Source organism: Exiguobacterium sp. MMG028 (genome assembly GCF_027947425.1).
Lineage (GTDB): Bacteria > Bacillota > Bacilli > Exiguobacteriales > Exiguobacteriaceae > Exiguobacterium > Exiguobacterium aestuarii_A.
In genome coordinates this window covers 540443-565056 of sequence record NZ_JAQJIN010000002.1, presented here as the reverse complement: position 1 = coordinate 565056, position 24614 = coordinate 540443, and the positions used below count along the sequence as shown (strand labels likewise).

Annotated in this window: 22 protein-coding genes; 18 read left to right on the top strand and 4 right to left on the bottom strand. The window is 49.3% G+C overall.

Annotated elements, in window-relative coordinates:
- The first annotated feature begins 69 nt into the window (after nucleotides 1–69).
- The 8 genes from arcA to cydC all read left to right on the top strand — a co-directional run bounded on the left by arcA (nucleotide 70) and on the right by cydC (nucleotide 11721).
- Nucleotides 70–1299: an arginine deiminase gene (gene arcA, locus PJK55_RS10045; RefSeq protein WP_271305790.1), complete on the top strand. Its 1230-nt coding sequence runs from the start codon at nucleotides 70–72 to the stop codon at nucleotides 1297–1299.
- Nucleotides 1300–1320: 21 nt separating this feature from the next.
- Nucleotides 1321–2349: an ornithine carbamoyltransferase gene (gene argF, locus PJK55_RS10040; RefSeq protein WP_271305683.1), complete on the top strand. Its 1029-nt coding sequence runs from the start codon at nucleotides 1321–1323 to the stop codon at nucleotides 2347–2349.
- 54 nt (nucleotides 2350–2403) lie between these two features.
- A complete protein-coding gene (gene arcD, locus PJK55_RS10035) occupies nucleotides 2404–3879 on the top strand; it encodes an arginine-ornithine antiporter (protein ID WP_271305682.1) in 1476 nt (491 codons plus the stop codon).
- A 14-nt stretch (nucleotides 3880–3893) separates the two neighbouring features.
- On the top strand, nucleotides 3894–4856 hold the full coding sequence (arcC, locus tag PJK55_RS10030; RefSeq protein ID WP_271305681.1) for a carbamate kinase: 963 nt from the start codon (nucleotides 3894–3896) through the stop codon (nucleotides 4854–4856).
- A 161-nt stretch (nucleotides 4857–5017) separates the two neighbouring features.
- On the top strand, nucleotides 5018–7360 hold the full coding sequence (locus PJK55_RS10025; RefSeq protein ID WP_271305680.1) for a glycoside hydrolase family 31 protein: 2343 nt from the start codon (nucleotides 5018–5020) through the stop codon (nucleotides 7358–7360).
- Between the two features lie 112 nt (nucleotides 7361–7472).
- Nucleotides 7473–8162 (top strand): Crp/Fnr family transcriptional regulator, encoded by a 690-nt coding sequence (locus PJK55_RS10020; RefSeq protein WP_271305679.1) that lies wholly within the window; start codon nucleotides 7473–7475, stop codon nucleotides 8160–8162.
- A gap of 122 nt (nucleotides 8163–8284) precedes the next feature.
- The gene (cydD, locus tag PJK55_RS10015; protein WP_271305678.1) at nucleotides 8285–10009 is read left to right on the top strand and encodes a thiol reductant ABC exporter subunit CydD; all 1725 of its coding nucleotides are present in this window, start codon (nucleotides 8285–8287) and stop codon (nucleotides 10007–10009) included.
- Entirely contained in the window at nucleotides 10006–11721 is a 1716-nt protein-coding gene (cydC, locus tag PJK55_RS10010; protein WP_271305677.1) for a thiol reductant ABC exporter subunit CydC, read from the top strand. The genes cydD and cydC overlap by 4 nt, the downstream gene beginning before the upstream one ends.
- Before the next feature lie 261 nt (nucleotides 11722–11982).
- Here cydC and PJK55_RS10005 read toward each other — a convergent pair whose 3' ends face one another.
- Together PJK55_RS10005 and PJK55_RS10000 are read right to left on the bottom strand one after the other, a co-directional pair.
- Nucleotides 11983–12507 carry a hypothetical protein gene (locus PJK55_RS10005; RefSeq protein ID WP_271305676.1) on the bottom strand — a complete coding sequence of 175 codons (525 nt, stop codon included), beginning with the start codon at nucleotides 12505–12507 and terminating at the stop codon, nucleotides 11983–11985.
- A gap of 128 nt (nucleotides 12508–12635) precedes the next feature.
- Nucleotides 12636–13712 carry a diguanylate cyclase gene (locus PJK55_RS10000; protein WP_271305675.1) on the bottom strand — a complete coding sequence of 359 codons (1077 nt, stop codon included), beginning with the start codon at nucleotides 13710–13712 and terminating at the stop codon, nucleotides 12636–12638.
- Between the two features lie 224 nt (nucleotides 13713–13936).
- On the opposite strand from PJK55_RS10000, the gene PJK55_RS09995 reads away from it, so the two are divergent.
- The 6 genes from PJK55_RS09995 (at nucleotide 13937) to PJK55_RS09970 (ending at nucleotide 18014) form a co-directional block, all read left to right on the top strand.
- A complete protein-coding gene (locus PJK55_RS09995) occupies nucleotides 13937–14119 on the top strand; it encodes a hypothetical protein (protein ID WP_031422036.1) in 183 nt (60 codons plus the stop codon).
- 82 nt (nucleotides 14120–14201) lie between these two features.
- A complete protein-coding gene (msrA, locus tag PJK55_RS09990) occupies nucleotides 14202–15152 on the top strand; it encodes a peptide-methionine (S)-S-oxide reductase MsrA (RefSeq protein WP_214744801.1) in 951 nt (316 codons plus the stop codon).
- Nucleotides 15153–15165: 13 nt separating this feature from the next.
- Nucleotides 15166–16452, top strand: a complete 1287-nt coding sequence (locus PJK55_RS09985; RefSeq protein ID WP_271305674.1) for a DUF2252 domain-containing protein — start codon at nucleotides 15166–15168, stop codon at nucleotides 16450–16452.
- A 62-nt stretch (nucleotides 16453–16514) separates the two neighbouring features.
- The gene (locus tag PJK55_RS09980; protein WP_271305673.1) at nucleotides 16515–16793 is read left to right on the top strand and encodes a DUF5327 family protein; all 279 of its coding nucleotides are present in this window, start codon (nucleotides 16515–16517) and stop codon (nucleotides 16791–16793) included.
- A 106-nt stretch (nucleotides 16794–16899) separates the two neighbouring features.
- Entirely contained in the window at nucleotides 16900–17265 is a 366-nt protein-coding gene (locus PJK55_RS09975) for a rhodanese-like domain-containing protein (protein ID WP_214744795.1), read from the top strand.
- Nucleotides 17266–17381: 116 nt separating this feature from the next.
- Nucleotides 17382–18014, top strand: a complete 633-nt coding sequence (locus PJK55_RS09970; RefSeq protein WP_271305672.1) for an HAD family hydrolase — start codon at nucleotides 17382–17384, stop codon at nucleotides 18012–18014.
- 46 nt (nucleotides 18015–18060) lie between these two features.
- On the opposite strand, the gene PJK55_RS09965 is transcribed toward PJK55_RS09970, so the two are convergent.
- On the bottom strand, nucleotides 18061–19473 hold the full coding sequence (locus PJK55_RS09965) for an NAD-dependent succinate-semialdehyde dehydrogenase (protein ID WP_271305671.1): 1413 nt from the start codon (nucleotides 19471–19473) through the stop codon (nucleotides 18061–18063).
- Nucleotides 19474–19565: 92 nt separating this feature from the next.
- Here PJK55_RS09965 and PJK55_RS09960 point away from each other — a divergent pair, with 92 nt between their 5' ends.
- Entirely contained in the window at nucleotides 19566–20078 is a 513-nt protein-coding gene (locus tag PJK55_RS09960; RefSeq protein WP_271305670.1) for a glycerol-3-phosphate acyltransferase, read from the top strand.
- Nucleotides 20075–21658 (top strand): GNAT family N-acetyltransferase, encoded by a 1584-nt coding sequence (locus PJK55_RS09955; protein WP_271305669.1) that lies wholly within the window; start codon nucleotides 20075–20077, stop codon nucleotides 21656–21658. The genes PJK55_RS09960 and PJK55_RS09955 overlap by 4 nt, the downstream gene beginning before the upstream one ends.
- On the opposite strand, the gene PJK55_RS09950 is transcribed toward PJK55_RS09955, so the two are convergent.
- Complete coding sequence (locus tag PJK55_RS09950) at nucleotides 21597–23234, bottom strand: ABC1 kinase family protein (protein WP_271305668.1); 1638 nt, start codon at nucleotides 23232–23234, stop codon at nucleotides 21597–21599. The genes PJK55_RS09955 and PJK55_RS09950 overlap by 62 nt on opposite strands.
- Before the next feature lie 93 nt (nucleotides 23235–23327).
- On the opposite strand from PJK55_RS09950, the gene PJK55_RS09945 reads away from it, so the two are divergent.
- Entirely contained in the window at nucleotides 23328–23933 is a 606-nt protein-coding gene (locus PJK55_RS09945) for a trimeric intracellular cation channel family protein (RefSeq protein WP_012727503.1), read from the top strand.
- Between the two features lie 12 nt (nucleotides 23934–23945).
- Nucleotides 23946–24311 (top strand): DUF423 domain-containing protein, encoded by a 366-nt coding sequence (locus PJK55_RS09940; RefSeq protein ID WP_214694798.1) that lies wholly within the window; start codon nucleotides 23946–23948, stop codon nucleotides 24309–24311.
- The last annotated feature ends 303 nt before the right edge of the window (nucleotides 24312–24614 follow it).

Below are 24614 nucleotides of genomic sequence, written 5' to 3'. Positions count from 1 at the left end.
ACACCCGAATCACAAGGAGGAAGCGAGATGATCTCAATGACGAATCAACCGATTTCACAAGATACGACGCTGAAACATCCGATTCATGTGTATTCAGAAATTGGAGAATTAAAAACGGTATTACTGAAACGACCGGGAAGGGAATTAGAAAACCTCACCCCGGAATATTTAGAACGCCTCTTGTTCGATGATATTCCCCATTTGCCGGTCATTCAAAAAGAGCACGACTATTTTGCGAGTGCGCTCCAAAATCGCGGTGTGGAAGTCCTTTATCTCGAAAAATTAATGGCTGAGACATTGTCGCTCCCTGGTGTGCGCGAAAAGTTTGTCGCGGATATCTTATCGGAGTCTAAATCAAATATCAACGGCTCTTACGAAACATTAAAAGAGTATTTACTGGATTTTGATAATGAGATGTTGATTGAAACGGTAATGGCCGGTATCCGAAAATCGGAGATCAAGCCGGAGAAGCGCCGACATTTACACGAAATGATTGAAGATACGTACCCCTTCTTTTTAGATCCTATGCCAAACCTCTATTTCACACGAGATCCGGCCGCCGCAATCGGTCATGGTCTCTCCATCAACCGAATGAAAGAACCGGCACGTCGCCGTGAATCACTCTTCACGCAATATATTATGCGCTATCACCCACGCTTTGCGAAACATGATGTTCCGATTTGGTCAGACCGCGACTATCGATTTGCGATGGAGGGCGGGGATGAGCTCGTCTTATCGAAAGAAGTCGTCGCCATCGGTATCTCTGAACGAACGACTGCGCAAGGAATCGAACGCGTCGCCCTCAATTTGCTCAAACATGGAGACAGCTTCAAAAAAGTAATCGCCATCGAAATTCCAAAATCACGCGCCTTCATGCATCTTGATACCGTCTTTACGATGGTCGACCATGATAAATTCACCATCCATCCGTTCATTCAAGGACCGGAAGGAAAGATGAATATTTTCGAACTTTCATTGAATACAGAAGGTGAATTGCAGATCACACAGCATACCGATTTGTTGAAAGTGTTAAAAGACGTCCTCGGTTTACAGGAAGCGACGTTAATTCCTTGTGGAGGCGGCGACCCAATCGCAGCGGCGCGCGAACAGTGGAACGATGGATCGAATACGCTTGCCATCGCACCAGGTGTCGTGGTCACGTATGACCGGAACTACGTCTCAAATGAACTGCTCCGTAAAGAAGGCGTCGAAGTGATTGAAATCATGTCGAGTGAACTATCGCGCGGACGTGGAGGTCCACGTTGCATGAGTTGTCCGATTATCCGCCAAGACATCTAAATGTGATAAGGAGGAAGCAGTATGTCTACAACGTTCAATTTTGATTTGAAAGGTCGTCACTTTTTATCGTTAAACGAGTTTTCTGGTGAAGAAATCAATTATTTGATCGATTTGTCTGCTGCATTCAAACGTCAAAAGAAACAAGGCATCCCACATCGGATTTGCGAAGGCAAAAATATCGCTCTTCTTTTTGAAAAACCGTCGACACGGACGCGTTGTGCGTTCACGGTCGCCGCAATCGACTTAGGGATGCACCCTGAATATTTAGGTAAGAACGACATCCAGTTCGGGAAGAAAGAGTCGGTACGCGATACGGCCATCGTCCTCGGGCGCATGTTTGACGGTATTCAATTCCGAGGGTTCGCCCATGAGACGGTAGAAGGTCTGGCAAAAGATGCAGGGGTACCGGTTTGGAACGGATTGACCGACCTCTATCATCCGACACAAATCTTGGCCGACTTCTTGACGGTGAAAGAACAAAAAGGAGAATTGGCCGGAATCAAATTCGTGTACGTCGGCGACGGCCGGAACAACATGGGGAACACCTTGTTGATCGGTGGCGCAAAAGTAGGAATGGATATGCGGATTTGCGCACCGAAATCACTTTGGCCATCTGATGAAATCGTCAATTATGCGAAATCGGTTGCTGCTGAAACAGGCGCCTTTATCACGTTGACGGAGAGTATTGAAGAAGCGATGGACCAGGCAGACGTCGTCTACACGGATGTATGGGTGTCGATGGGCGAAGAGGCGGCTTTCGCAGAACGGATCGAACTGTTGCGACCATATCAAGTGAACATGGATATGCTTCAAAAGAGCCGCAACCCGGACATCATGTTTTTACACTGCCTCCCTGCCTTCCACGACTTAGAGACAGAGGTCGGTCGGGCGATTCATGAACAGTACGGATTGACGGAAATGGAAGTGACTGATGAGGTGTTCCGCAGTCGTCACTCGTTCGTATTTGATGAAGCGGAAAACCGGATGCATACGATCAAGGCGGTAATGGCGGCAACGCTCACAGAGACACGCGAATGGCTTGAACGTTGACGGGGGAGGGGGACTTCCCCTCCCGTTTCAAAATAAGTGAAAGGGATGAGTAGAATGTCTACGAAGTTGGAGCATGACTCAGGTGGTTCGGCTGGAGTACATCCTGACAAGCAAGACAAGCGATTAGGTCTCGGAGCGTTGACGGCACTTGTCGTCGGATCGATGATTGGCGGTGGCGCATTCAACTTGGCCGCCGATTTAGCGCAAGGCGCGAACGCGGGTGCCATTCTCATCGGGTGGGTCATCACCGGAATCGGGATCATCGCGCTCGGTCTCAGTTTTCAAAACTTGACGATGCGTCGCCCTGATTTGGACGGTGGTGTCTATAGCTATGCCCGTGCCGGTTTCGGTTCGTTCGTCGGATTCAACTCGGCCTGGGGATACTGGTTATCTGCCTGGCTCGGAAACGTGGCGTATGCCACACTGCTGTTCAGTTCGGTCGGCTATTTCTTCCCGATTTTTGAAGGGGGACAAAATATTGCCTCCATCGTCGGAGCCTCCATCATGCTTTGGCTCGTACACACACTCATTCTTCGTGGGGTGCATGAGGCGTCGATGATCAACATCGTCACCACGATTGCCAAGCTCGTTCCGATTTTTGCATTCATTACGATTACGTTGTTCTTCTTCAATCTCGAAAACTTCACCTTCGATTTTTGGGGACAAGGCGGCTTCTCATGGGGAAGTGTTCGCGACCAGGTCGTCTCGACGATGCTCGTCACGCTTTGGGTATTCATCGGCGTCGAGGGGGCGGTCGTTCTCTCAGGTCGGGCTCGAAAGCGTTCTGACGTCGGAAAGGCAACTGTCATCGGGTTACTCGGCACACTCGTCATCTATCTGCTCATCTCCATCATGTCGCTCGGTCTCATGACACCGGAAAACGTGGCGAACGCCTCGCAACCGGCGATGGCTTACTTGCTCGAGTCAGCAGTCGGTCCTTGGGGCGCGATGCTCATCAACGGTGGACTCGTCATCTCCGTACTCGGGGCATGGCTCGGTTGGACGCTTCTCGCGGCTGAGATTCCGTTCGTTGCTGCGAAAGACGGCGTGTTCCCGAAATGGTTCACGAAAGAGAATAAAAATCAGGCACCTGTCAACGCACTTTGGTTAACGAACGGATTGATCCAGCTCTTCCTCTTTACCTTCTTGATTTCAGATGCCGCCTATAATTTTGCGTTCTCCCTCGCTTCAAGTGCCATTTTGATCCCGTATGTATTCTCGGCATTTTACCAAGTGAAGGTATCAAAAAATGGAATCGGTTATAGCGTCAGTGAACGGAGAACACGCGATTTAGCGATTGGATTGGTCGCTTCCATTTACGGATTGTGGCTCATCTATGCGGCAGGAATCGATTATTTACTGCTCACGACCCTTCTATACGCACCAGGAACACTTCTCTACATGAAAGCGCAACGTGAAAATGGCATCAAGTCACTCAACAAAACGGAATGGTTGGTCGCTGGAGTGTTGACCGCACTCGCCATTTTCGCAGTCGTACGCATACTATCTGGTAATATCTCAGTCATCTGATCGGGGGTATCGATATGGAGAAAAAACGTGTGGTCATCGCCTTAGGCGGAAATGCGATTCAACAAGGAAAAGATGCGACAGCGGAAGCGCAAATGCGAGCGGTCGAAGCAACGGCAGAATCTCTCGCAACACTGATTGCAGAAGGAATCGATGTCATCATCACGCACGGGAACGGTCCGCAAGTCGGAAATTTAATGCTACAACAAGCCGCATCAGACAGTCCGGCTACGCCGGCGATGCCCCTTGATGTATGTGGTGCGATGACGCAAGGGATGATTGGATACTGGTTTGAAAATGCGCTGACGAAAGCACTGCGTGCGCGCGGTCTCGAACGAGATGTAGCTTCTCTCGTCACACGAAGCGTGGTCGATCCGAATGATAGTGCGTTCCATCATCCGTCGAAGCCGATTGGTCCGTTTTATACGGAAGAAGAGGCACTTCATCTCGAACGGACGACGGGTTACGTATTCAAAGAAGATGCAGGACGTGGATACCGTCGTGTCGTCCCGAGTCCGGTCCCGATGAAAATCGCGGAACACGCCGTCATCCGAACGCTCGTTGAAGCGGGACACATCGTTGTCGCCTCGGGCGGCGGTGGCATCCCGGTCATGGAGACGACTGAAGGATATGTCGGAATCGAGGCGGTCATCGATAAAGATTTTGCGGCTGCGAAACTCGCGGACCTCGTCAACGCAGACGTGTTGCTCATTCTGACTGCGGTCGAACATGTGTATGTCAACTTCGGAAAACCAGACGAGATGGCGCTACAAGAGACCTCAAAGGAACAGATGGAGACGTATATCGCCGAAGGACAGTTTGCTCCGGGCAGCATGTTACCAAAAGTAAGGGCGGCACTGCAGTTCGCAGAATCCGGTACGAACCGGGTCGCGATCATCACGTCACTCGACCAAGCGCTAGCTGCTATTTATGGGGATGCCGGAACACGTGTCCGTTTGGCCCCATCTCTTCAACAATAAGAATGTGTCGCAAACGTGAAACGTTTGCGACTTTTTGTTTTCTGTCCCGATTCAAGGGGAAGGAATGTTGTATGCCAAAAATGAGATTGTTATCATATTCAGTGTAAACGTTTGCACTAATTTCAGGAAGGAAGTGACGGAGAGCGGAAACGCTCGAGTGTATGCGCCTATTCGAAGAAAATCATGTATATCAGTCGTGGATGAGACCAAAAGCAAGAGAAGAGGCAATCGTGCAAGGAAGCTGTTATCGATTCACCGTATTGACGAGTCAGTTGATTCGGATGGAGTACGCGGAGGATGGGATTTTTGAAGACCGTGCCACCCAAGTGGCGTGGAATCGAGAATTTGATGTTCCACAATTCCGAGTGATTGAAAATGAGGCAGAGCTCCAAATCATCACGGAACATGTTCACTTATACTATACGAAAGGACCGTTCGCACCGAACACGCTCTATGTGGACGTGAAAGGGAATTTCAGTACGTATTATAGCCGCTACATGTTCAACGGTCCCGAGCGGACGCTGAAAGGGACAGCGCGGACGCTCGACCATGTGGACGGGGCGACGGAGTTAGAAGAAGGAATTCTCTCCAAACAAGGGTATGCGATTATTGATGATTCGTCCTCGTTTTTGATGACGGATGATCGCTTCGTCGAACCGAGACGAAAAGGGATTCATGACATTTATTACTTCGGATATGGCCATGATTATAAACAGGCACTTCGAGACTTTTATACGTTGACGGGCCCGACGCCGATGCTTCCTCGTAAAGCGCTCGGAAACTGGTGGAGCCGCTACTGGCGATACGACGAAAAAGAATATAAGACGTTAATGCGCCGCTTCAAGTCCGAAGACGTCCCGTTTTCGGTCAGCGTCATCGATATGGACTGGCACGTGACAGACATCCCGGAAGAGTATGGGAGTGGCTGGACGGGCTATTCGTGGAATAAAAACTTGTTTCCCGAACCGAAGCGATTCCTCAAATGGTTAAAAGATGAAGGAATGATGGTGACATTGAACCTGCACCCCGCGGATGGGGTCCGTGCGTTTGAAGATCAGTATGCGGCGATGGCTGAGGCGATGGGGGTCAATCCGGAATCGGGAGACCGAATCCCGTTCGATTTTTCGGACAAACGATTCATTCAAGCATATTTTGAACAGATGCATCACCCGCATGAGGCGGACGGCGTTGACTTTTGGTGGATCGACTGGCAACAAGGGTCGACATCGAAGATGGAGGGACTCGATCCGTTATGGATGTTGAATCATTATCATGCCATCGATATCGCCCGTGACGGCAAGCGCCCCCTCATTTTTTCTCGTTACGCAGGACCAGGGAGCCACCGTTACCCGGTCGGATTCTCAGGGGACACGATCATCTCATGGGCATCGCTCGCCTTTCAGCCGTATTTCACAGCAACAGCGACGAACATCGGTTATGGATGGTGGAGTCATGACATCGGAGGGCATCATCGTGGTAAAAAAGACGATGAGCTCGCGGCACGTTGGGTCGCATACGGAGTGTTCAGTCCAATCATGCGTCTCCACTCAACGTTCAGCACGTTCAACGGAAAAGAGCCTTGGCGTTTCGGAATCGAAGCCGAACAGTCGATGAAGCGATTCTTACGCCTGCGTCATCAGCTCATCCCTTATTTGTATACGATGAACTATCGGAACCATGCCGAAGCATTGCCACTCGTGTTACCGATGTATATCGAACATCCCGATGATGAAGCGGCTTATCAGGTGCCGAATCAGTTTTATTTTGGAAGTGAACTCATCGTCTCCCCGATTGTCACACCAATGGACCGACAGCTTCATGTCGCGGGGGCGAACGTGTGGTTGCCGAAAGGGGAATGGTTCGATTTCTTTACAGGACATCGTTATGAAGGCGACAAGTCGATTCGTGTGTTCCGTGGACTCGAAGGACAACCGGTTTTCGCCAAAGCGGGTGCCATCATTCCGATGATGCCGCATGAACCGCATGCGAACGAAACAGGCAACCCGAGCGAGCTAGAAGTACTCGTTTTTCCAGGTGCCTCGAATACGTTCACGATGTACGAAGATGACGGGGAAAGCCGGGATTATGAGACGGGGGCATCGCTCGAAACGACGTTCACGCTTGACTGGGAAGCACGCACGCTCCACATCGAGACGTCAGGTGATCTGACACTCGTCCCGGCGAATCGAACGCTGACAATTCTAGTCCGCGGGGTCGTCGGAGAAGGGGACTATGATGCGGAGACGCAGACGTTACACATCCCACTCGGTGAATGGAAACAGGAGCAGACTGTGACGCTTCCGGTCGATCTGACACAGAACGCGCATCGACTCGACCGTCTCTATCGGTTCTTAGACCGTGCTGAAATCGCTTATGACTTGAAAGATCGTCTGTATCAGATGGCGACCACGAAGACGCGTCTCGAGGCATGGCTGTTCGACATCCATGCGCTAGAACTCGATCGTGATTTACAGGACGCGCTATTGGAACTGATGTTGGACTGAAAAAGGGGGGAGACCCCCTTTTATCATGTCAGAAAAATGTTGGATTTAGAAAGCGTTTTCATTGAAAATCCCACTATACTGAAGATAGAAGAATGGAAATGAGGGGATAAACATGCGACACATGTGGACGATTGACGATTTACGGCAGTTGACACTGTTTGCGACATGTCCAAGTCGAGCACTTGAACAGTTGATTCCGCACGTCTATTGCCGGACGTATCGGAAAGGACAACTATTGTTCATGGAAGGGGATCCGCGCGAGCGTGTGTATTTCTTGATGAGCGGTTATATCAAACTCGAACGGATGAACGAAAATGCGACCCATCATTATGCCGACTATGTGAAACCCAAACAATTCTTTCCTTACAACGGTCTGTTTACGGGGGAAGACTATCGTCATACGGCCGAGGCCGTGACGGACATTGAGGTCATCTACATCCCGACGGATCGATTTGAGCGATTCGTGGCCACACAGTCGAGCATGCTGCTCTATATCGTGGGTCAGATGAATCGGATTCTCGATTTGCATGAGCGTCGCGTCCAAGAAATTATCACGCCGAGTGCAAAAGAGCGCGTCTTGAATACACTCCATTTCTTGATGGAAGATTTAGGAGAGCCAGATGAACAAGGCGTCCGCGTCCGCTGTCCGTTCACCGCAATCGAACTTTCTCGTCTGTCCGGTACGTCCCGGGAGACGGTTTCGACGATTTTAGCCAAGCTCCGAAAAGAAGATGTCCTTCGGATCGACGCCCACCAACTCGTCATCGGACATCCCGAATATTTTGAACAAGACATCGATTGACGCCACTCGGATGAGGGCGTCTTTTACATACTTGAACGAGCGGAGCGTTCGCTTCGAGACGGTGCATATTGTATAATTAGTGATGAATCTCACAAAGCAATGGAATTGTAGATAGAGAAAGGATGAATGCAGTGAAACGACTGCAAGCCCTTGCTTTCGCCGAAAGAAGTCATATCATCGGACTCGTGTTGTCCGCAATCATGATCGGACTATCGATTTTGGCGCAAGCATATTTAATCGTCGACATTGTCGACCGAATTTTCTTGAAAGATGAATCATTCGAAGCCATCCTTCCGGCATTGATGTGGCTCGTCCTCGCCCTCTTGGCGCGAGCACTCTTCGGCTACGTATCGGGACGAATTGGTGCGAGTTTGTCCGAAAAAGCAAAACAGGCATTACGCCTTCAATTGTTGGATCGGTATGCCACGAGCCCGGTCGAATCGTCCTTGACCGGTCAGTCCGGGAAAAAGGTCAGTGTGTTCATGGATGCAGTTGATGAGGTGGACGCTTACTTTAGCCAATACTGGCCACAAGTCATCCAAACATCGATCATCCCGCTTCTTATTCTGGTCGTCGTCTTCAGCCAACACTGGATCTCAGGAGTCATCATGATGGTGACGGCACCGTTCATCCCGCTGTTCTTCATCATCATCGGGATTGCGACCCAGAAAAAATCGGAAGAACAAATGGAGAAGATGAACCAGTTTTCCGGTAAGTTTTTAGATGTGTTACAAGGATTGACGACGCTTAAACTCTACAATCGCACCGAGCAAGAAGCGAAGGCAATTGAGAAGAGTAGTCTCGACTTTCGGGATGCGACGATGGTCGTCTTGAAGACGGCGTTCTTATCGGGACTCATGCTGGAGTTCATCTCGATGCTCAGTACCGGTGTCGTTGCGTTAGAGGTCGCATTGCAGATGGTCGTGTGGCAAAACCTCACGTTCTTCTCTGGCTTTTTGATTCTCGTTTTGGCGCCAGAGTATTATTTGGCGATTAAAGATTTAGGAAGTGCCTTCCATACGGGACGTGGGAGTATGGGCGCGGCCGACCGAATCTTTGAGGTATTAGACGCCCCCGATGACCGCATCGAATGGGGAACGAAGTCACTTGGTTCACGAACACCAAACCTTGAACTCGAAGACGTCTCCTTCGAATATGCAGGCGGACGTTTTGCACTTCAACCGTTGAGCGGTCGGATTCCGTCCGGTACCCACCTGGCCTTAGTCGGTGCGAGCGGTTCTGGGAAGACGACAGTACTGAACGTCATCTCCGGACTTCTACAGGTGAAATCGGGACGTGTCCTCGTGGATGGTGAACCACTTCAGTCGTTTGACGAGTCTGCCTGGTATGGAAATATTGCCTATATCTCACAAAACCCTTATCTATTCGCCGGAACACTTGCCGATAACATCGCCTTAGGCGAAGAGGCCGATGAGCTCGCGTTACGGGAAGCGGCCGATGCGGCAGGACTTTCTGAGGTCATCGATCAATTACCGAACGGGATCTGGACGGAACTTGGAGAAGGTGGATTTGGTCTATCGGGTGGGGAACGACAACGTCTCGCACTCGCCCGTGCCTTCTTTAAACGACCTGGTATCCTCTTGTTCGATGAGCCGACGACCGGTCTCGATTTGAAGACTGAGCAGATTGTGAGACGTTCGATTGCTGAGTTGTCGAAAGAGGCAACGTTGATCACGGTGGCTCATCGCCTGCATACAATCAAAGAGGCGGATACCATCTGGTTTATGCAGGACGGGAAACGGATTGCAGAAGGAACGCATGACGCGTTGCTCGCCGTCCCAGAGTATGCGGAACTGTTTGCGCTTCAGAAAGGGGTGAGCCGATGAACTCGCTTTGGACGATTACAAAATGGATGATGCGCGAAAAGAAAGATATCCTTCTCTCCATCTTCTTTGGATATGCAGCCGGGATTGCGGCGGTCGCCCTGTTTGCAGCAAGCGGATACCTTGTCTCAAGGGCAGGGCTCGTCCCGCCACTGTATGCGCTCATGGTACCCGTCGTTCTCATCAAACTGTTCGGGGTCATTCGGGCAGGAAGTCGTTATCGGGAGCGCCTTGCGTCACACCGAGCGACGTTTACGATATTAAGCGAGCTACGCGTCCGCTTTTATCGACAACTTGAACCGCTCGTCCCATCGATTTTTGCAAAATATCGGAGTGGGGATTTGCTTGCACGCGTCGTCGGAGATGTCGAGAGCCTTCAAAACTATTTTCTCCGCGTATTCTATCCGCCAATCATACTCGTGCTCGTGTTCTTGAGTACAATCTTCTTTGTGACGTTCTTCTCGTTCGCGGTCAGCCTATGGATCTTACTCGGTGTACTTGTCACTGGATTTTTGATTCCACTCGGATTTGCTCGAATTCGCGCTCGTCATGACGAGACGATTCGTGCACTGCGAGGGGATGTATCGATTCAGTTGACTGAGATGATGTACGGATATCGAGATTTAAAACTACATCATCAACTCGATCGTACGAAGCAAGCTGTGTATGCGCGCAGTGAACGCTACATGGAAGCGGAGCGGAAAGACACGACGAACCAATTTTTCAACTCCGCACTCGTCGTTGCTGCCTCTTTACTCGTCTCATGGGGCGTCTTGGCAATCGGTGCCTATCAAGTCGTAGATGGGGATTTGAATGGGCTCTTCTTGGCGATGCTCATCATGATGTCACTCACGGCGTTTGAGAACACAACACCGATGGCTGTGTTCCCGGGACACTTTGCAGACAGCAAACAAGCTGCTGATCGATTGTTTGAAGTGATGGAGCCGAGTGAAATGATTGAGGCGCTCGAAGCGAAGCGTCAGGATGTGACGTTCACGACATCGCCATCCATCTCATTTGAGCATGTTCGCTACCGCTATCCGGATACGTATCGAGACGTGATTGACGATGTGTCGTTACACATCCCGAGCGGTTCGAAGACGGTCATCGTTGGACCGAGCGGCTCCGGGAAGTCGACGTTGCTCCAACTGTTGTTGGCATTTGTCCGGACAGAAGACGGGACGATCCGACTCGATCAAGACAACTTGAATGACATGAAACAGACTTCAATCTGGCAACATGCAAGTGTCGTCTTGCAAGACAATCACTTCTTTTACGGGACCGTACGGGAGAACCTGGCACTGGCTGGTGACTGTACCGATGAAGAGATGCTTGTGGCGCTTGAACGTGTCCGTTTATCGTTTTCACTCGATGAGCCGGTCCTTGAGAAAGGAGCGAACTTGTCAGGCGGAGAACGTCAACGGTTAGCGATTGCACGAGCCCTTCTGAAAAACGGGCTGATCTGGTTGCTCGATGAACCTACTTCAGCGCTTGATGCAGGAACGGAAGCGCATGTCTTTTCTGAACTAGTGAATCAGGCTGGGGCAGGGACGCTCATCCTTATCAGTCACCGCTTGACGGGACTCGAAACCTTCGACCAAATCATCGTGATGGAAGCTGGACGAATCGTCGAAGTTGGATCTTATGAGGAATTGATGATGAAACGTGGTATGTTTTACGAATTGAAACAAATCGAACAAGAAGTGTTCGCATAACAAAAAGACGAGCAGCCCCGTCGGTGGGCTGCTCGTCTTGTTTTTGGCAAATATGGGTGCAACAAATGGGGGTTGTCGCAGCAATGCTTTCAAAAAGAGTGTCGTGGAGGGGAATCCACGTGACGTGATGTGTTTGGGGAACGTGCACGTCAAGCTTTTAGGAAGCTACATCTAGAGTATAGTTGATAACGATTCTCATTGTCAATGAGAATTGCGAAAAAAATATCCATACGTGCGAACACGTATGGATGGGGTCTCGAATCAGTTCGAGGGGACGCCTTTTTGAACCGTGAATCGAATGAGACTGAACAAGTATCTCGTGAAGAAGAGCGCGAACGCGTAAAATAGCGCGATGAACGGTGACTGGAGGTCAATCCCAGGAATGTTCATCAAAAACTCTAAGACGAGAATCGATAGCAAGAATACGTAAAGAGCAGCGTCTAAATAAAGTGGCATGAGACGACCACGTTGATGCCAAAACGTACGGATCAGTGGTGCGACGGTCATTCCGATAATCCGTTCAGCAAAACCGATACTAAGTACGGCAATCAAGAAAGATGGGACGGTGTTAAATGCCACTAAATCTGAGAACACGAGTCCTGAAATGAGTAAGAGTGGGCCGATGACGATCATCATCGAGAGCGACGTACGGAAGAAAATCCATAAGTTTTGTTGAATCGAACGAATTCCCCCGAGTGCCGATTGTTGAAGCGTCTTCCCACGTTTATAGTCAATCGCGAACGAGCTGATAAACATAATTCCAAACAAAGATAACAAAACTGACATGAACGATGTTTCCCCTTTTCTGAATAAATCCTGATGTACCAATCTGAACCAAAGTCTAGCCTAGTTTAACGATTCGTTTCGAGAAAGTAAAGCGAGAAAACATGCTCAAGTGTGAAGTGTTCAATCCTTTAAGAAGCGAGGATGAATCGATTTCGTCCAGACTCTTTTGCGTGATATAACGCTTCGTCTGCGTGCTTCAACACACTATCGATTTCAATATCGTTCGAATGGCAGGCTCCCAGCGAAACCGTGATGTGTAGCGTACCTGCGCTCGTTTCAAATGGAAACGACGAAACCTTTTCTCGGATAGATTCTGCGAGGCGAGACACTTCATCCCGCGTAGCGTGTGGCATGACGATTAAAAATTCTTCTCCACCGAAGCGACCGACCAAATGCCGATCTTCACTTTCGTTGACGAGAAGCATACCGAGTTCACGTAACACGTCATCGCCGACGTCGTGCCCGTACGTGTCATTCACCCGCTTGAAGTGATCAATATCGACTAAGATTAACGCATATTCTTCTGCCTCGACCGTCAAGTTAGCCATCGCTTCATTCAACAAACGACGGTTGGCAATTCCGGTGAGCGCATCAGTGCGCGCAAGCTGTTGTTGATGTTGGACGTTCTCAAAGTGACGGCGTAATTCGAGCAATAACCGATAGGCGGCACAAGCTCCACCATAAGACATTAACGTGTAGACGATTAAGACGGGATAGAACAAGTTTAGTGGAAGCGCAGCATAAATCGCTGCTCCAAAGATGGCAATGCTGATTGTAGTGAACACGAGCAAAGTTGGCCGAGTATTATCCATGCGTTTCCGTAAAAGACCTGTTAAGACGACTAACGTAACTATTGTGGCGATGGCTAGATAGAGACCGAGCATGCTACCGTCTGTAAAGAACAGAACTAGGGAACGACCGATTAATAATATGATACCTGCGACAGCACCACTCACCCATCCCCCGAATAGAACGGCAAGCAAAACGGGAATATTACGTAGGTCGATGAGTATCCCCTCGAGCGGTAAGGCATTCACTAAAAGGAGGATGGCAATCAATCCGGTCTGTACCCCAAGTAAGATCCTTCCCTTGAGAGGAGACTGTGGTGTCAGACGAGGGCGATTACGGAACGGTAAAAAGGAAATCGTGAAGAGCGTGAACAAGATACACAGGTTGATAAAGAATGCATTGACGATTGTGAGCATCGAAGCTCCCCCTTATCCTGTATGGAAATATTTAGTTATAGTATAAATCATCTTGTCGAAAACAGGTAGGATTAACCTGCGAACGAAATGAGAAGTACTTTTGGTTAGAATTCAAGCGCAACCCCAATCATCCCTTTTCGGTTTAACAGACATGTTTCAACTTTTAGAACTTTCGTTATCGAAAATCGAAAGTTTGGTATGATAAGAGAAAAGGAGGACTGTCCGTGCGTTACTGGGATCATTTTAAACGAGCGTTTATTCCGATTGCGCTCATTTTGATTGGATTAGCGATCTTTTATACTTTATCGGCTAGAGATAACATGGTGTTGACGCTTTTAGGGGCTGCGATTGTAGGAGTCATCTTATTTTTAGTGATGCGTCATGTGAACCAAGTCGAAGAAGACTAAAACGAGAACACATTTTGTGGTTCTCGTTTTTTGTTGTCTTGCGACTTTTTTGGGTACACTACAAAGTAAGGAGGGATTTTTTATGGCAAAAGCTACATTTGCGGGAGGCTGTTTTTGGTGCATGGTCAAACCGTTTCATAAATATGAGGGGGTCGAACGTGTCATTTCCGGATACACGGGTGGACATGTCGACAATCCGACGTATCAACAAGTTTGTTCAGAGACGACGGGGCATTTAGAGGCGGTTGAGATCACGTTCGATCCTGAGGTCATCTCGTATGAGGAGTTGCTCCGCATCTATTGGCGTCAAATCGACCCGACAGACGGTGGGGGACAATTCAATGACCGAGGCGAATCGTATCGTCCGGCCATCTTCTATCATTCAGAAGAACAACGGGACGCAGCTGAGCGCTCGAAACAAGAAGTGGAAGACTCAGGACGGTTTGACCGTCCGATTGAAGTCGACATTCGCCCTGCGAAAACGTTCTGGGAAGCGGAAGATTACCATCAGGACTACTATAAAAAGAATCCGTTCCGCTACGAGATGTACCGGGTCGGGTCTGGTCGTGCGAAATTCATCAAAGAAGCCTGGAGCGATCGGAAGAAGCAACAGGCACTCCGTGAACGCTTGACGCCGATGCAATATAAAGTCACGCAAGAAAACGGAACAGAGCCGCCGTTTAAAAATGAATATTGGGACGAAGAACGTGAAGGATTGTACGTCGACATCGTTGATGGAACACCACTGTTCACATCCCATGATAAGTTCCAGTCAAACTGTGGATGGCCGAGCTTCTCACGTCCAATCGAGGAGAAACGGGTCGATTTGAACATGGACACGACGCACCACATGGTTCGGACAGAAGTCCGTTCAAAACAAGGTGACAGTCACCTCGGTCACGTCTTTGATGACGGACCGAAAGAACTCGGCGGTTTACGCTATTGCATCAACTCGGCCGCTCTCCGATTCATTCCTGTAGAAGAGCTTGAAGAAGCTGGGTATGGGGAATATAAACACTTATTCAACAAGTGAAGGGGAGAGTCGTATGTTCACAGCCGTCAAACAACAAATTCGGTGCGAAACGATTGGGACCGTTCTTGATTTTTACGACCAGTCGATTCGACATCTTTCGGAAGAAGCGAGACAAGAGAAGTACGCAAAAATGAGTTCGAGCCCGTTCTCGTTCTTTCGAGGGAGCTCACACTTGTTCTATTACGACTTTGCGAGAGTTCCCATCGCGTTTGACACAGGTCCCGACCACCCAACGTTCATTCAAGGAGACTTGCACTTTGAGAATTTTGGTGTGTTCGAGGATGGGGCTGGTACGATCATTTATGACGTAAACGACTTTGACGAGGCGTATATCGGTTCCTATCTGTTCGACTTGTTGCGGATGGCAGTCTCTGTCGATTTATTTGCGGCCGAGTCAGGGTTTGACGGCAAAGCGGCCATCGAAGCATTTGCACGCTCGTATGCGGAGGCGATTGAGAAGCATGCGAAAGGAAAAAGTGAACATATTCAATTTACAAAAGAGAATACGTGTAAAGCCGTGAAGAAAGTCATTAAAAAAGCGGAGAAAAAGAAAGACGAATTTATGTCCGAACGGACGGAAGTAAGGGACGAAGAACGTTACTTTTCTACAAGTGATGATCTGATTCCTCTTTCACCTGGCATGCGTGAGAAAATCGAGGCGGCCTGGGGAGATTATTTATCTTCTTTGTCGGATGAGCATCGACATCATGCGGATCATTATGAAATCAAAGACATCGCCATCAAGCTACAAAGTGGTACGGCTTCCATCGGTCTAGAGCGTTATTATATTTTGATTGAAGGGGCCGATCAAGAGCACGATGAAGATGTCATTTTAGAGATGAAACAGGCACAGTCCGCCGTTCCGTCGCTATTTCTGCCGACGCATCCGCTATTTGAGAATGGATTGTCGCACCAAGGGGCGCGTGTCGTTGCCGCGCAGCGGGCGATGGTTCACAGTCGTGACCCTTATCTCGGCTATTTGACGATTGATGGGAAAGAGTATTATGTAAGGCAGCGTTCGCCGTACAAACGAAAAGTAAAGGCGAAGCATATGAAAGACGAGACGTCACTCATTGAGACGTTGAAGGTGCAAGCACAAATCACAGCGAAAATTCACGCACGGGCCGATGCGACGTCTAACGTGCTAGATTATACGGCGAGTGAACGAATTACGGCGGCCATCGGAGACTCCCCATCGTTATTCATTCGGCAGTTGTCGAGATGGTCCGATTTTTATGCAAATCAAGTTCGCTTTGATTACGATGCCTTTTTGAACTGGGTCGAATCAAGGAAACGTTAAGGACACTTGCGAATCGAAGGGGAAATCCTGCACAATGGAAGCGTAAAGGATGTGTAAGGACCATGATTACAGAACAACAAGTCATCGCCCAGATGCGTCAGGTGATGACACAGATTGAGTCATCAACGGGCGAAGTACAAAAGCGTCATTTGGCAAAGTTGATGGGCTTTTGCGAACTGCTGCTAGCGGAGACGTCTGAAGGGAAACATGTCAGCGCGCCACAAATGACGACACCGGCGAGTGAGGGAAAACCTCCGCTTGATCGTCAGATGGCCGCTTTCCTCGGGATTCCCATGGAAGAAGACGAACAACCCAAATCCGATTCATTGCTCGATTTTTGAACCACATGTGATACACATGTGGTTTTTTGTGGATTCACATTCATTGACTTAAATACCATAGGGGGTATAATGGTGATAAGAATGAAAAGCAAATGGAGGCGTGAATATGTTGGACTTTCTTTTTGTGGCGGTCGTCATTGGAATCGTGTATTTTTGGTGGAGTCGCCGAAACAATGTTAAAACGGTCTCAACGGATGATTTGAAGCGTAGAATCGCAGAAGAGCGGAACATTCAATTGTTGGATGTACGTGAGCCGCATGAATACCGTGGGGGACACATTAAACAAGCGAAAAACGTCCCACTTTCTGGTTTCGGGAACGCACAAGCGAAATATCCGAAAGAAAAGGAGCGTCCCGTCTACGTCATCTGTCAAAGTGGCATGCGTAGCCAACGCGCTGCAGCGATGCTCAAGAGTGCCGGATATACCGACGTCTATTCTGTAAAAGGCGGAATGAACTTCTGGCGTGGATAATAGATGCGACTGAACGAATCGGTTCAGTCGTTTTTTTGTCACCACGTTTTCTCTTTTGCATTTTCGGGGATTCTGCTACGGTAAGGGAAGCAATTGAAAGAGAGGAGATTCATCCAATGGCAGTGATTTTATTTGATATCGATGGCACGTTAGTAGATACAACTGGACCGATGACGCAGGCGATTCATGAGGCGCTCGAGGAACTTCCTCACCTTCCGAAACCGAGTGAAGAGGCGGTCCGTTCAGGATATGGCTTGGCAGGTAACGCGTTTTGGGAGCATGTCATCCCAGAAGCGACGCTCGAAGAAATTCGTCTCATTCGTAGATTACGTCACACGACGCTCGAAAAGACGATGGAAGGGCAAAACGTCTTATTCGATGGCATTCGTGAGATGTTGGAGACGCTTCACGAACAAGGTCATACGTTGACGACGGCGAGCAACTGCGGTGTTCATTACATGAACTTGATTTTAGATACGCAACAGATTCGCTCCTACATGACGGCACCGGAATGCTTGGAGTCTGTCAGTGGCGAAAAGAAAGCGGATATTCTGACAGCACACCGTGTCCGTCATGGTGAGGCGGACTATATGATGGTCGGCGATCGCAAGTCGGATGTCGAGGCAGCACGGGCACATGACTTCCCAGTCGTTTTGACAGGGTTCGGATTTGGAAATGAAGAAGAGTGGGCGCTTGCGGATCACGTCATCAAATCGCCGAACGATTTAGTCGAATGGGTCAACCGATAAGAAAAGGCTTGTCGCACATGCGACAAGCCTTTTTGTATGCCTATACTTACAATCCGAGTGAAATATATTTCACTTCCAAAAATTCTTCGATGCCGTGGTGACCACCTTCTCGTCCGAGCCCACTTTCTTTCCAGCCACCGAACGGCGCTTGTGGAGTTGACGGCAGACCATCGTTCACGCCGACGATTCCATACTCCAATGATTCCGCTAAGTAGACGGCTTCATTGATGTCTTGCGTGAACAAGTAAGCGGCTAAGCCGAACGGCGTATTGTTCGCCCGTTTAATGACTTCGTCGAGTGAATCAAATGTCGCAATCGGTGCGACTGGTCCGAATGTCTCCTCGTTCATGCAGAGCATATCTTCATTCGCGTAACGGATGACCGCCGGACGAATGAAGAGACCGTCTAATACTTCGCCACCATACACTTCACCGCCACGAATTTGAGCATCCTCGATATGCTTTTCAACTTTACTGAGCGCGTCGTCATCGATGAGCGGACCGATGTCGACACCCTCCTCTAACCCGTTCCCGACTTTGAGCGCTTCGACCTCTTTGATGAAACGTTCCGAGAATTCATCGACGACAGCACGTTCGACATAAATTCGATTCGCACAGACGCACGTCTGTCCGCCATTACGGAACTTCGTGGCGACCGCTTGCGGTACTGCTTTATCTAAGTCTGCCTTAGCCGTGACGATGAGCGGCGCGTGTCCCCCGAGCTCGAGTGAAATCTTTTTCATCGTGTCTGCGGCGTCGCGCATGAGCATTTTTCCGACTTCGGTCGATCCCGTGAACGTCAACTTACGGACTCGTTTGTCTTGTTGCCACGCTTTAACGATATCCGACGCTTGACCTGTCACCAAGTTGATGACTCCTTTCGGGAATCCTGCTTTTTCGGCCAATTTGACCAATTCGATCGCGGTCAGCGGTGTCGCCGATGCGGGTTTCATGACGACCGTACAACCTGCAGCGAGTGCCGGGGCAACTTTTCGCGTAATCATGGCAGCCGGGAAGTTCCATGGCGTGATCGCGGCGATGACACCGACCGGCTGTTTAATGGCAAAGATGCGCTTTTGATTCGAGGATGCGGGAATCGTCTCTCCGTACACGCGTTGTCCCTCTGCCGCATACCAATCGATGAAGCCGTTCGCATAGTTGATTTCACCGATGGCTTCTTTCAGGGGCTTTCCTTGCTCCTCGACCATCGTCCGGGCAAGCTCTTCTGTATGTTCTGCAATCAAACGATGCCACTCGGTGAGTAGGGCTCCCCGTTCGTCTGCGGTCTTTTGTTGCCATTCTTGTAACGCCTCGTGTGCCGCATCGACGGCTTGTGTCGCTTCGGCGGTATCACTTTTCGTCACGACGGCCATCACATTTCCCGTGGCCGGGTTTCGTACTTCAATCGTCTGGTCCGTCTCTGTCCATTCCCCGTTAATAAAGTTTTTCTCTTCTCGCATCTTGATTTCCCCTTTCCAAAAAGTGCACAGTTAATTAGAGGATACCCGTTTTTTTAAAACGCACACAATTTTCCAGAAAATGAGGGGATAAAATGTGGATTATCATCGTCGGCTATCTAGTCGGGAGTCTGCTCGGGGGCAGGCTTTATAGGTTACTAAGTGGTCATGATTTAGCGACATCTGGTTCCAACAATACCGGTGCCCGCAATGCGCATCGCATCGGAGGGGTGAAGGCGTTTCTGATCGTATATGGATTCGACGTGCTGAAGACGATTCTTGTCCTACAGGTGAGCGGACCGTATTTTTGGCAGACGGCACTCGCACTCACGCTCGGTCATATTTATCCGTTTTGGCGAATCCGCGCAGGCGGGAAGGGGTATGCCGTTTTTTCTGGAATCATATGGGCATACGACCCGTGGTGGTTTATCGGTGGTCTCCTGATTCTATTACTTTTGATTAAAGTGACGGGCAATTCACGTGAGACAGGTCTCATCATGCTTGTCTTACTTCCGTTGGCTGCACTTGGAAGTATCGGAGATATCATCTGGGCCACGCTCATTGCCATCGTGATTGTCTATCATCATGTGAAGGAGGGAACGACATGATTGTTTATCGAAAGGCCAGTTCATCTGATTTTGACGCCATTCATCGATTAAATTACGAAACGTTCGTCGAAGAGATTCCGCAACATCCGTCGAATCTGGAACGACGACTCGTCGACAAGTTTCATGAAGAGAATACATATTGGATCGGGGAAGTGAATGGTGAAGTGGTCGCCATGTGCGCGCTACGTGGCGAAAGGCCCTTTTCGTTAGAACAAAAAGGAGTGCGTATCCCCTCGGGAGAATGGCTCGAGATTCGGTTGCTTGCTGTGAAGAAAGCGTATCGGCGCAATCGCACGTTCGCCGGATTGATGCGAGCAGTCATTGAAGATGCGACAGAACGTGAAGTCGACGGTATCGTCATCAGCGGGACGACACGTGAACAAGTACTCTATCGCCGATTCGGATTTGTCCCATTTGCGGATCCAATCGGTCCTGAGGAAGCTCGATATGTGCCGATGGTGTTAACGCGTTCGGCTTTTTATGAATCAAAGTCAGCGTCGACCCTTCGACCAAAGAGTTTGCTCGCAGGTCCTGTCGAATGCTCGGAGCGTGTAAGGGCGAGACTCTCGAGACAGCCGCTCCCACACCGTTCAAACGAGACGAGCCGCATGCTTGAATCCATTCAGCAACAATTGACGAAACGAATCGGACTTCCTTATGTCTACACGCTTTTAGGAAGCGGCACGGTGGCCAATGATGCGGTCGCTTCACGCTTGAGTGGACATGGTGTCATTTTATGCGCAGGCGAATTCGGAGAACGTCTTATGGATCACGCCTCTCGCGTCAGCCTCTCGTTTGATATCATTCAAGCGGACCGGAAAGGAAAGTGGGATGTTTCTGAACTTGATCGGATTGCTCCCGACTGGGTGTGGACGGTTCATTGTGAGACGTCTTTAGGGATTCTCATCGATTTCGCCCCGCTGCATGCATGGAGTGGTGTCGTCGCCATCGATGCGATCAGTGCTGTCGGAACGTGCGTCTATGACTATTCTTTTGCAGATTATGTGACCTTCTCCTCAGGAAAGGCGTTACGGAACGCCCCAGGTCTCGCGTTCGTTGCCATGAGAGGGCGAGCAGAAGCGTTACGAGACGTGCCACGCTACCTCGATTTGTCACTCTATGAACCGATTGCTTTCACCCAATCCGAGCCGCTCCTTGCGGCGATGGCGATCGCATTGGATGAACTGACGGAAGAGGAAGTCGCGTCGCATGAAGAAAAGATGCTCGTCTTGATCAACTCACTTCGTGAGAACGGCTTACAAATCGAGCTGAGTCCCGCTCAGTCACCCGGGATTCTGACGATTTCGGTTCCGACTCATCAGTCCTCAATCGACCTCGGTCGACAGCTATCGTACCAAGGATATCTCGTACAATATGAGAGTGAGTATTTGAAGCGGGCGAACGTCATCCAAGTATCGACGATGGGCTGGACGACATCTCGCATGATGCGTGACGTCGGGGCCTATATTGCCGAGTGGATGCAACAAAAAACCGCCACTTCTACAAGTGACGGTTCGCTTAAACACGAAAATCTTGACGTGCCAAGTGACGTACTTTCCGTCCGAGGCGTCTCCAATTGAAGTAAGCGAGAACGGAGACGACACCACCTGACCAAAACAGCCATTCATCTGGTCGGATGTAGCCGAGTAGTCCGACGAGTAAGCCGAGTAACATCACGATAGCGTTGAACGTCTGACGGTGCAACAGTTCTTTGGATTCCAAGTTTCGTTGGAACATCGCTTGCTCCGACAGGCGTTTTCGTGTCGGCTCTTTTAAGTAATTATCGAGCAGTGGTGGGACGTTCAATAACTTCTTCGCATAGTTGATTCCGGTCTTCACATATCGGTTTTGAAGCGTTGTCCCATCTTCCTCGAGCCATTCGATGACAATCGGTTTACCGAGTGTGAACAGGTCGATTTTCGGGTCGAGGATTTGCAGGATGCCAAGCAAGGTCGAGGCGGCCCGCCCGAAGAAGGCAAATTCCGCCGGGAGTTGAATCGGTTCGTTTTTGACGAGCAACTGAATATCCTGTAACACTTTCTCAATCAACCTTGTATCGACCGTATCGATATCGGTCTCCAAATAAAACGTCACGGCCTTTTCGAGTGCTTGGCGAATGTTTTGTTTGTTCGCCGTCGGTAAGAGAAATCGCAAATCTTCCAATCCGTCCACGATACTGTCATAGTCAAGCGAGATGAATGCTTGTAAGATGCTTCGGATCGTCGCCATGTCGTGTGCCGTCGTCTGTCCGACCATCCCGAAATCGAGTAAGATGATGGTGCCGTCAGCCCGGATTTGGACGTTTCCGGGGTGTGGGTCGGCATGGAACTGTCCACCAAACAACAATTGCTCGGCGGCGAGCGTGAACAGCCGTTCGGCTAGTGCGGAGCGATCGATGTCATTTTCTTTTAAGAAGGCGAGGTCGGTGATGCGGCGTGCATCGACCCAGTCCATCGTCAAGATACGATTCGTACAGAGATGCTCGTGATAATCCGGAATATAAACGTCCGGGTTATCGGCATACTTTGCTTTAAAGTAGAGAGCATTTTTTAATTCGGTTTGAAAATTTAGTTCATCCCCGATGACAAAAATCATTTGGCGATATAAGCTATCTAAGTCGGTCGATTTTGCGAGGGATGTCCGCTTCAACATCGACGTGACAATCCGCATGGCACGGAAGTCGGTGCGAATGATTTTTTCGATATTCGGACGTTGAATTTTAATGGCGACGCGTTTGCCGTTTTCAAGAAGCGTGGCACCGTACACTTCACCAATCGAAGCAGAGGCGACGGCATCGATGCCAACGTCTTTGACGACTTGTGTGTAAGGGACGCCCCATTCCGCCTCGAGAATCGCACGCGACTTGTCCCAACCGGATGTCGGGACTCGGTCGACAAGCTCGGAAAGCTCGTTCAAGACGGCAGGGGGCAACAAGTCTGCGCGAATGGACAAAAATTGTCCGAGCTTGATCAATAAGCCTTCGAGTCGGAGCGCGTTTCGTTTGTATTCACGCGCGAGCTTGAGCATGAGTGCTTCATATTCTTCTGTCGTCGTCACGCCTTGTTGTTGTTTACGTGAAAAAGCGTACAGCCGAATCATGAATCGGGCGAACATGGTGACGATAATCCATATGCGGAACAAAGCGATACGTTTCATTGTAATACCGACATCCTTTACGACAGTCGCTCGACTGACCTGATTTTTTGTAACTATACTTTACCATACAATGCGTTGAAGAAAGGGCAAGGGATGTTCATGGAGTGGGAATTGCTCAACGTCGTCGGGACGATTGCGTTCGCGGCGAGCGGAGCCATCATTGCGATGGATGAAAAATACGATATTTTTGGGGTGTGGCTACTCGCGTTTATCACTGCCTTTGGGGGCGGTGCGATCCGGAACGTCCTGTTAGGAAACCCTGTCAGTTTGATTTGGCAACAGAATGATTTATTTATTTTATGTTTTCTTGTCGCACTCCTCATCTTCCTGCTACCGAGTGTCGTATTGCCACATTGGGAACGTTGGGGTGTCATTGTCGATGCCATCGGTTTGGTCGCCTTCGCCTTTCAAGGAGCACAGGTCGCCATCAAGCTAGATTTGCCATTATCAGCAGCGATTGCGGCGGCTGTCCTGACAGGTGTCGGGGGTGGTGTGGTCCGCGACTTACTGGCCGGACGAAAACCGCTCGTCTTACAATCTGAAGTGTATGCGATTTGGGCGATTCTCATCGCGGTCATCACGTATTACTTCAAGCTCGAAGGTGGCCTTGCCGTCTATGCATTATTAATTGTCGTCGCGACACTTCGAGTGATATCCTACTATCGGAAGTGGAATTTACCAGCACGTAAAGTCAGATAAGGGGGAACACAAATGAAAATCTTATTAATGATCGGTGCCGGATTGATGGCACTCGGCGTGGCACTCGGTGCGTTCGGCGCACACGCCTTAAAAGAGAGACTGTCACCGAACATGTTGGCGAACTGGCAAACCGGGGTACTCTATCATATGATCCACGCACTCGGAATCATCGGAATTGCGTCACTGCTCATGCGTGTGAGCATCAGCCAATTTAACATTGCCGGATGGCTCATGTTTGCCGGAATCATCTTCTTCTCAGGAAGCTTGTATGTCATGGCATTGACGGGGATCACGAAACTCGGAGCCGTGACACCGATTGGTGGCGTCTTGTTCATCGCCGCTTGGATTTTTGTGATCGTTGGCGCAACCAAGTTATAACAGAAGACTAGTCAAACCGATATCCATGTCTTTGCTCATGTGTACATGAGGCGAGGACGTGGATTTTTTTTTGATGGGTCGTTCCATCAATTGGAAACTTATGAATGATGTATTCAAAATATTATTTGGAAATAGGGTAAAGCGTTTTCCATTTACATAAAACATTACAGGAAGATTTCAAATTGAACGATTCAAAAAGGTATTGATAAATAATAAGTTAGACGATTTCGTTGCCTGCGCGTCTGTCTGTGCGTAATAAAATTGAAATATAACTTTAACAGGAAAATATCTAGCAGTTAGATA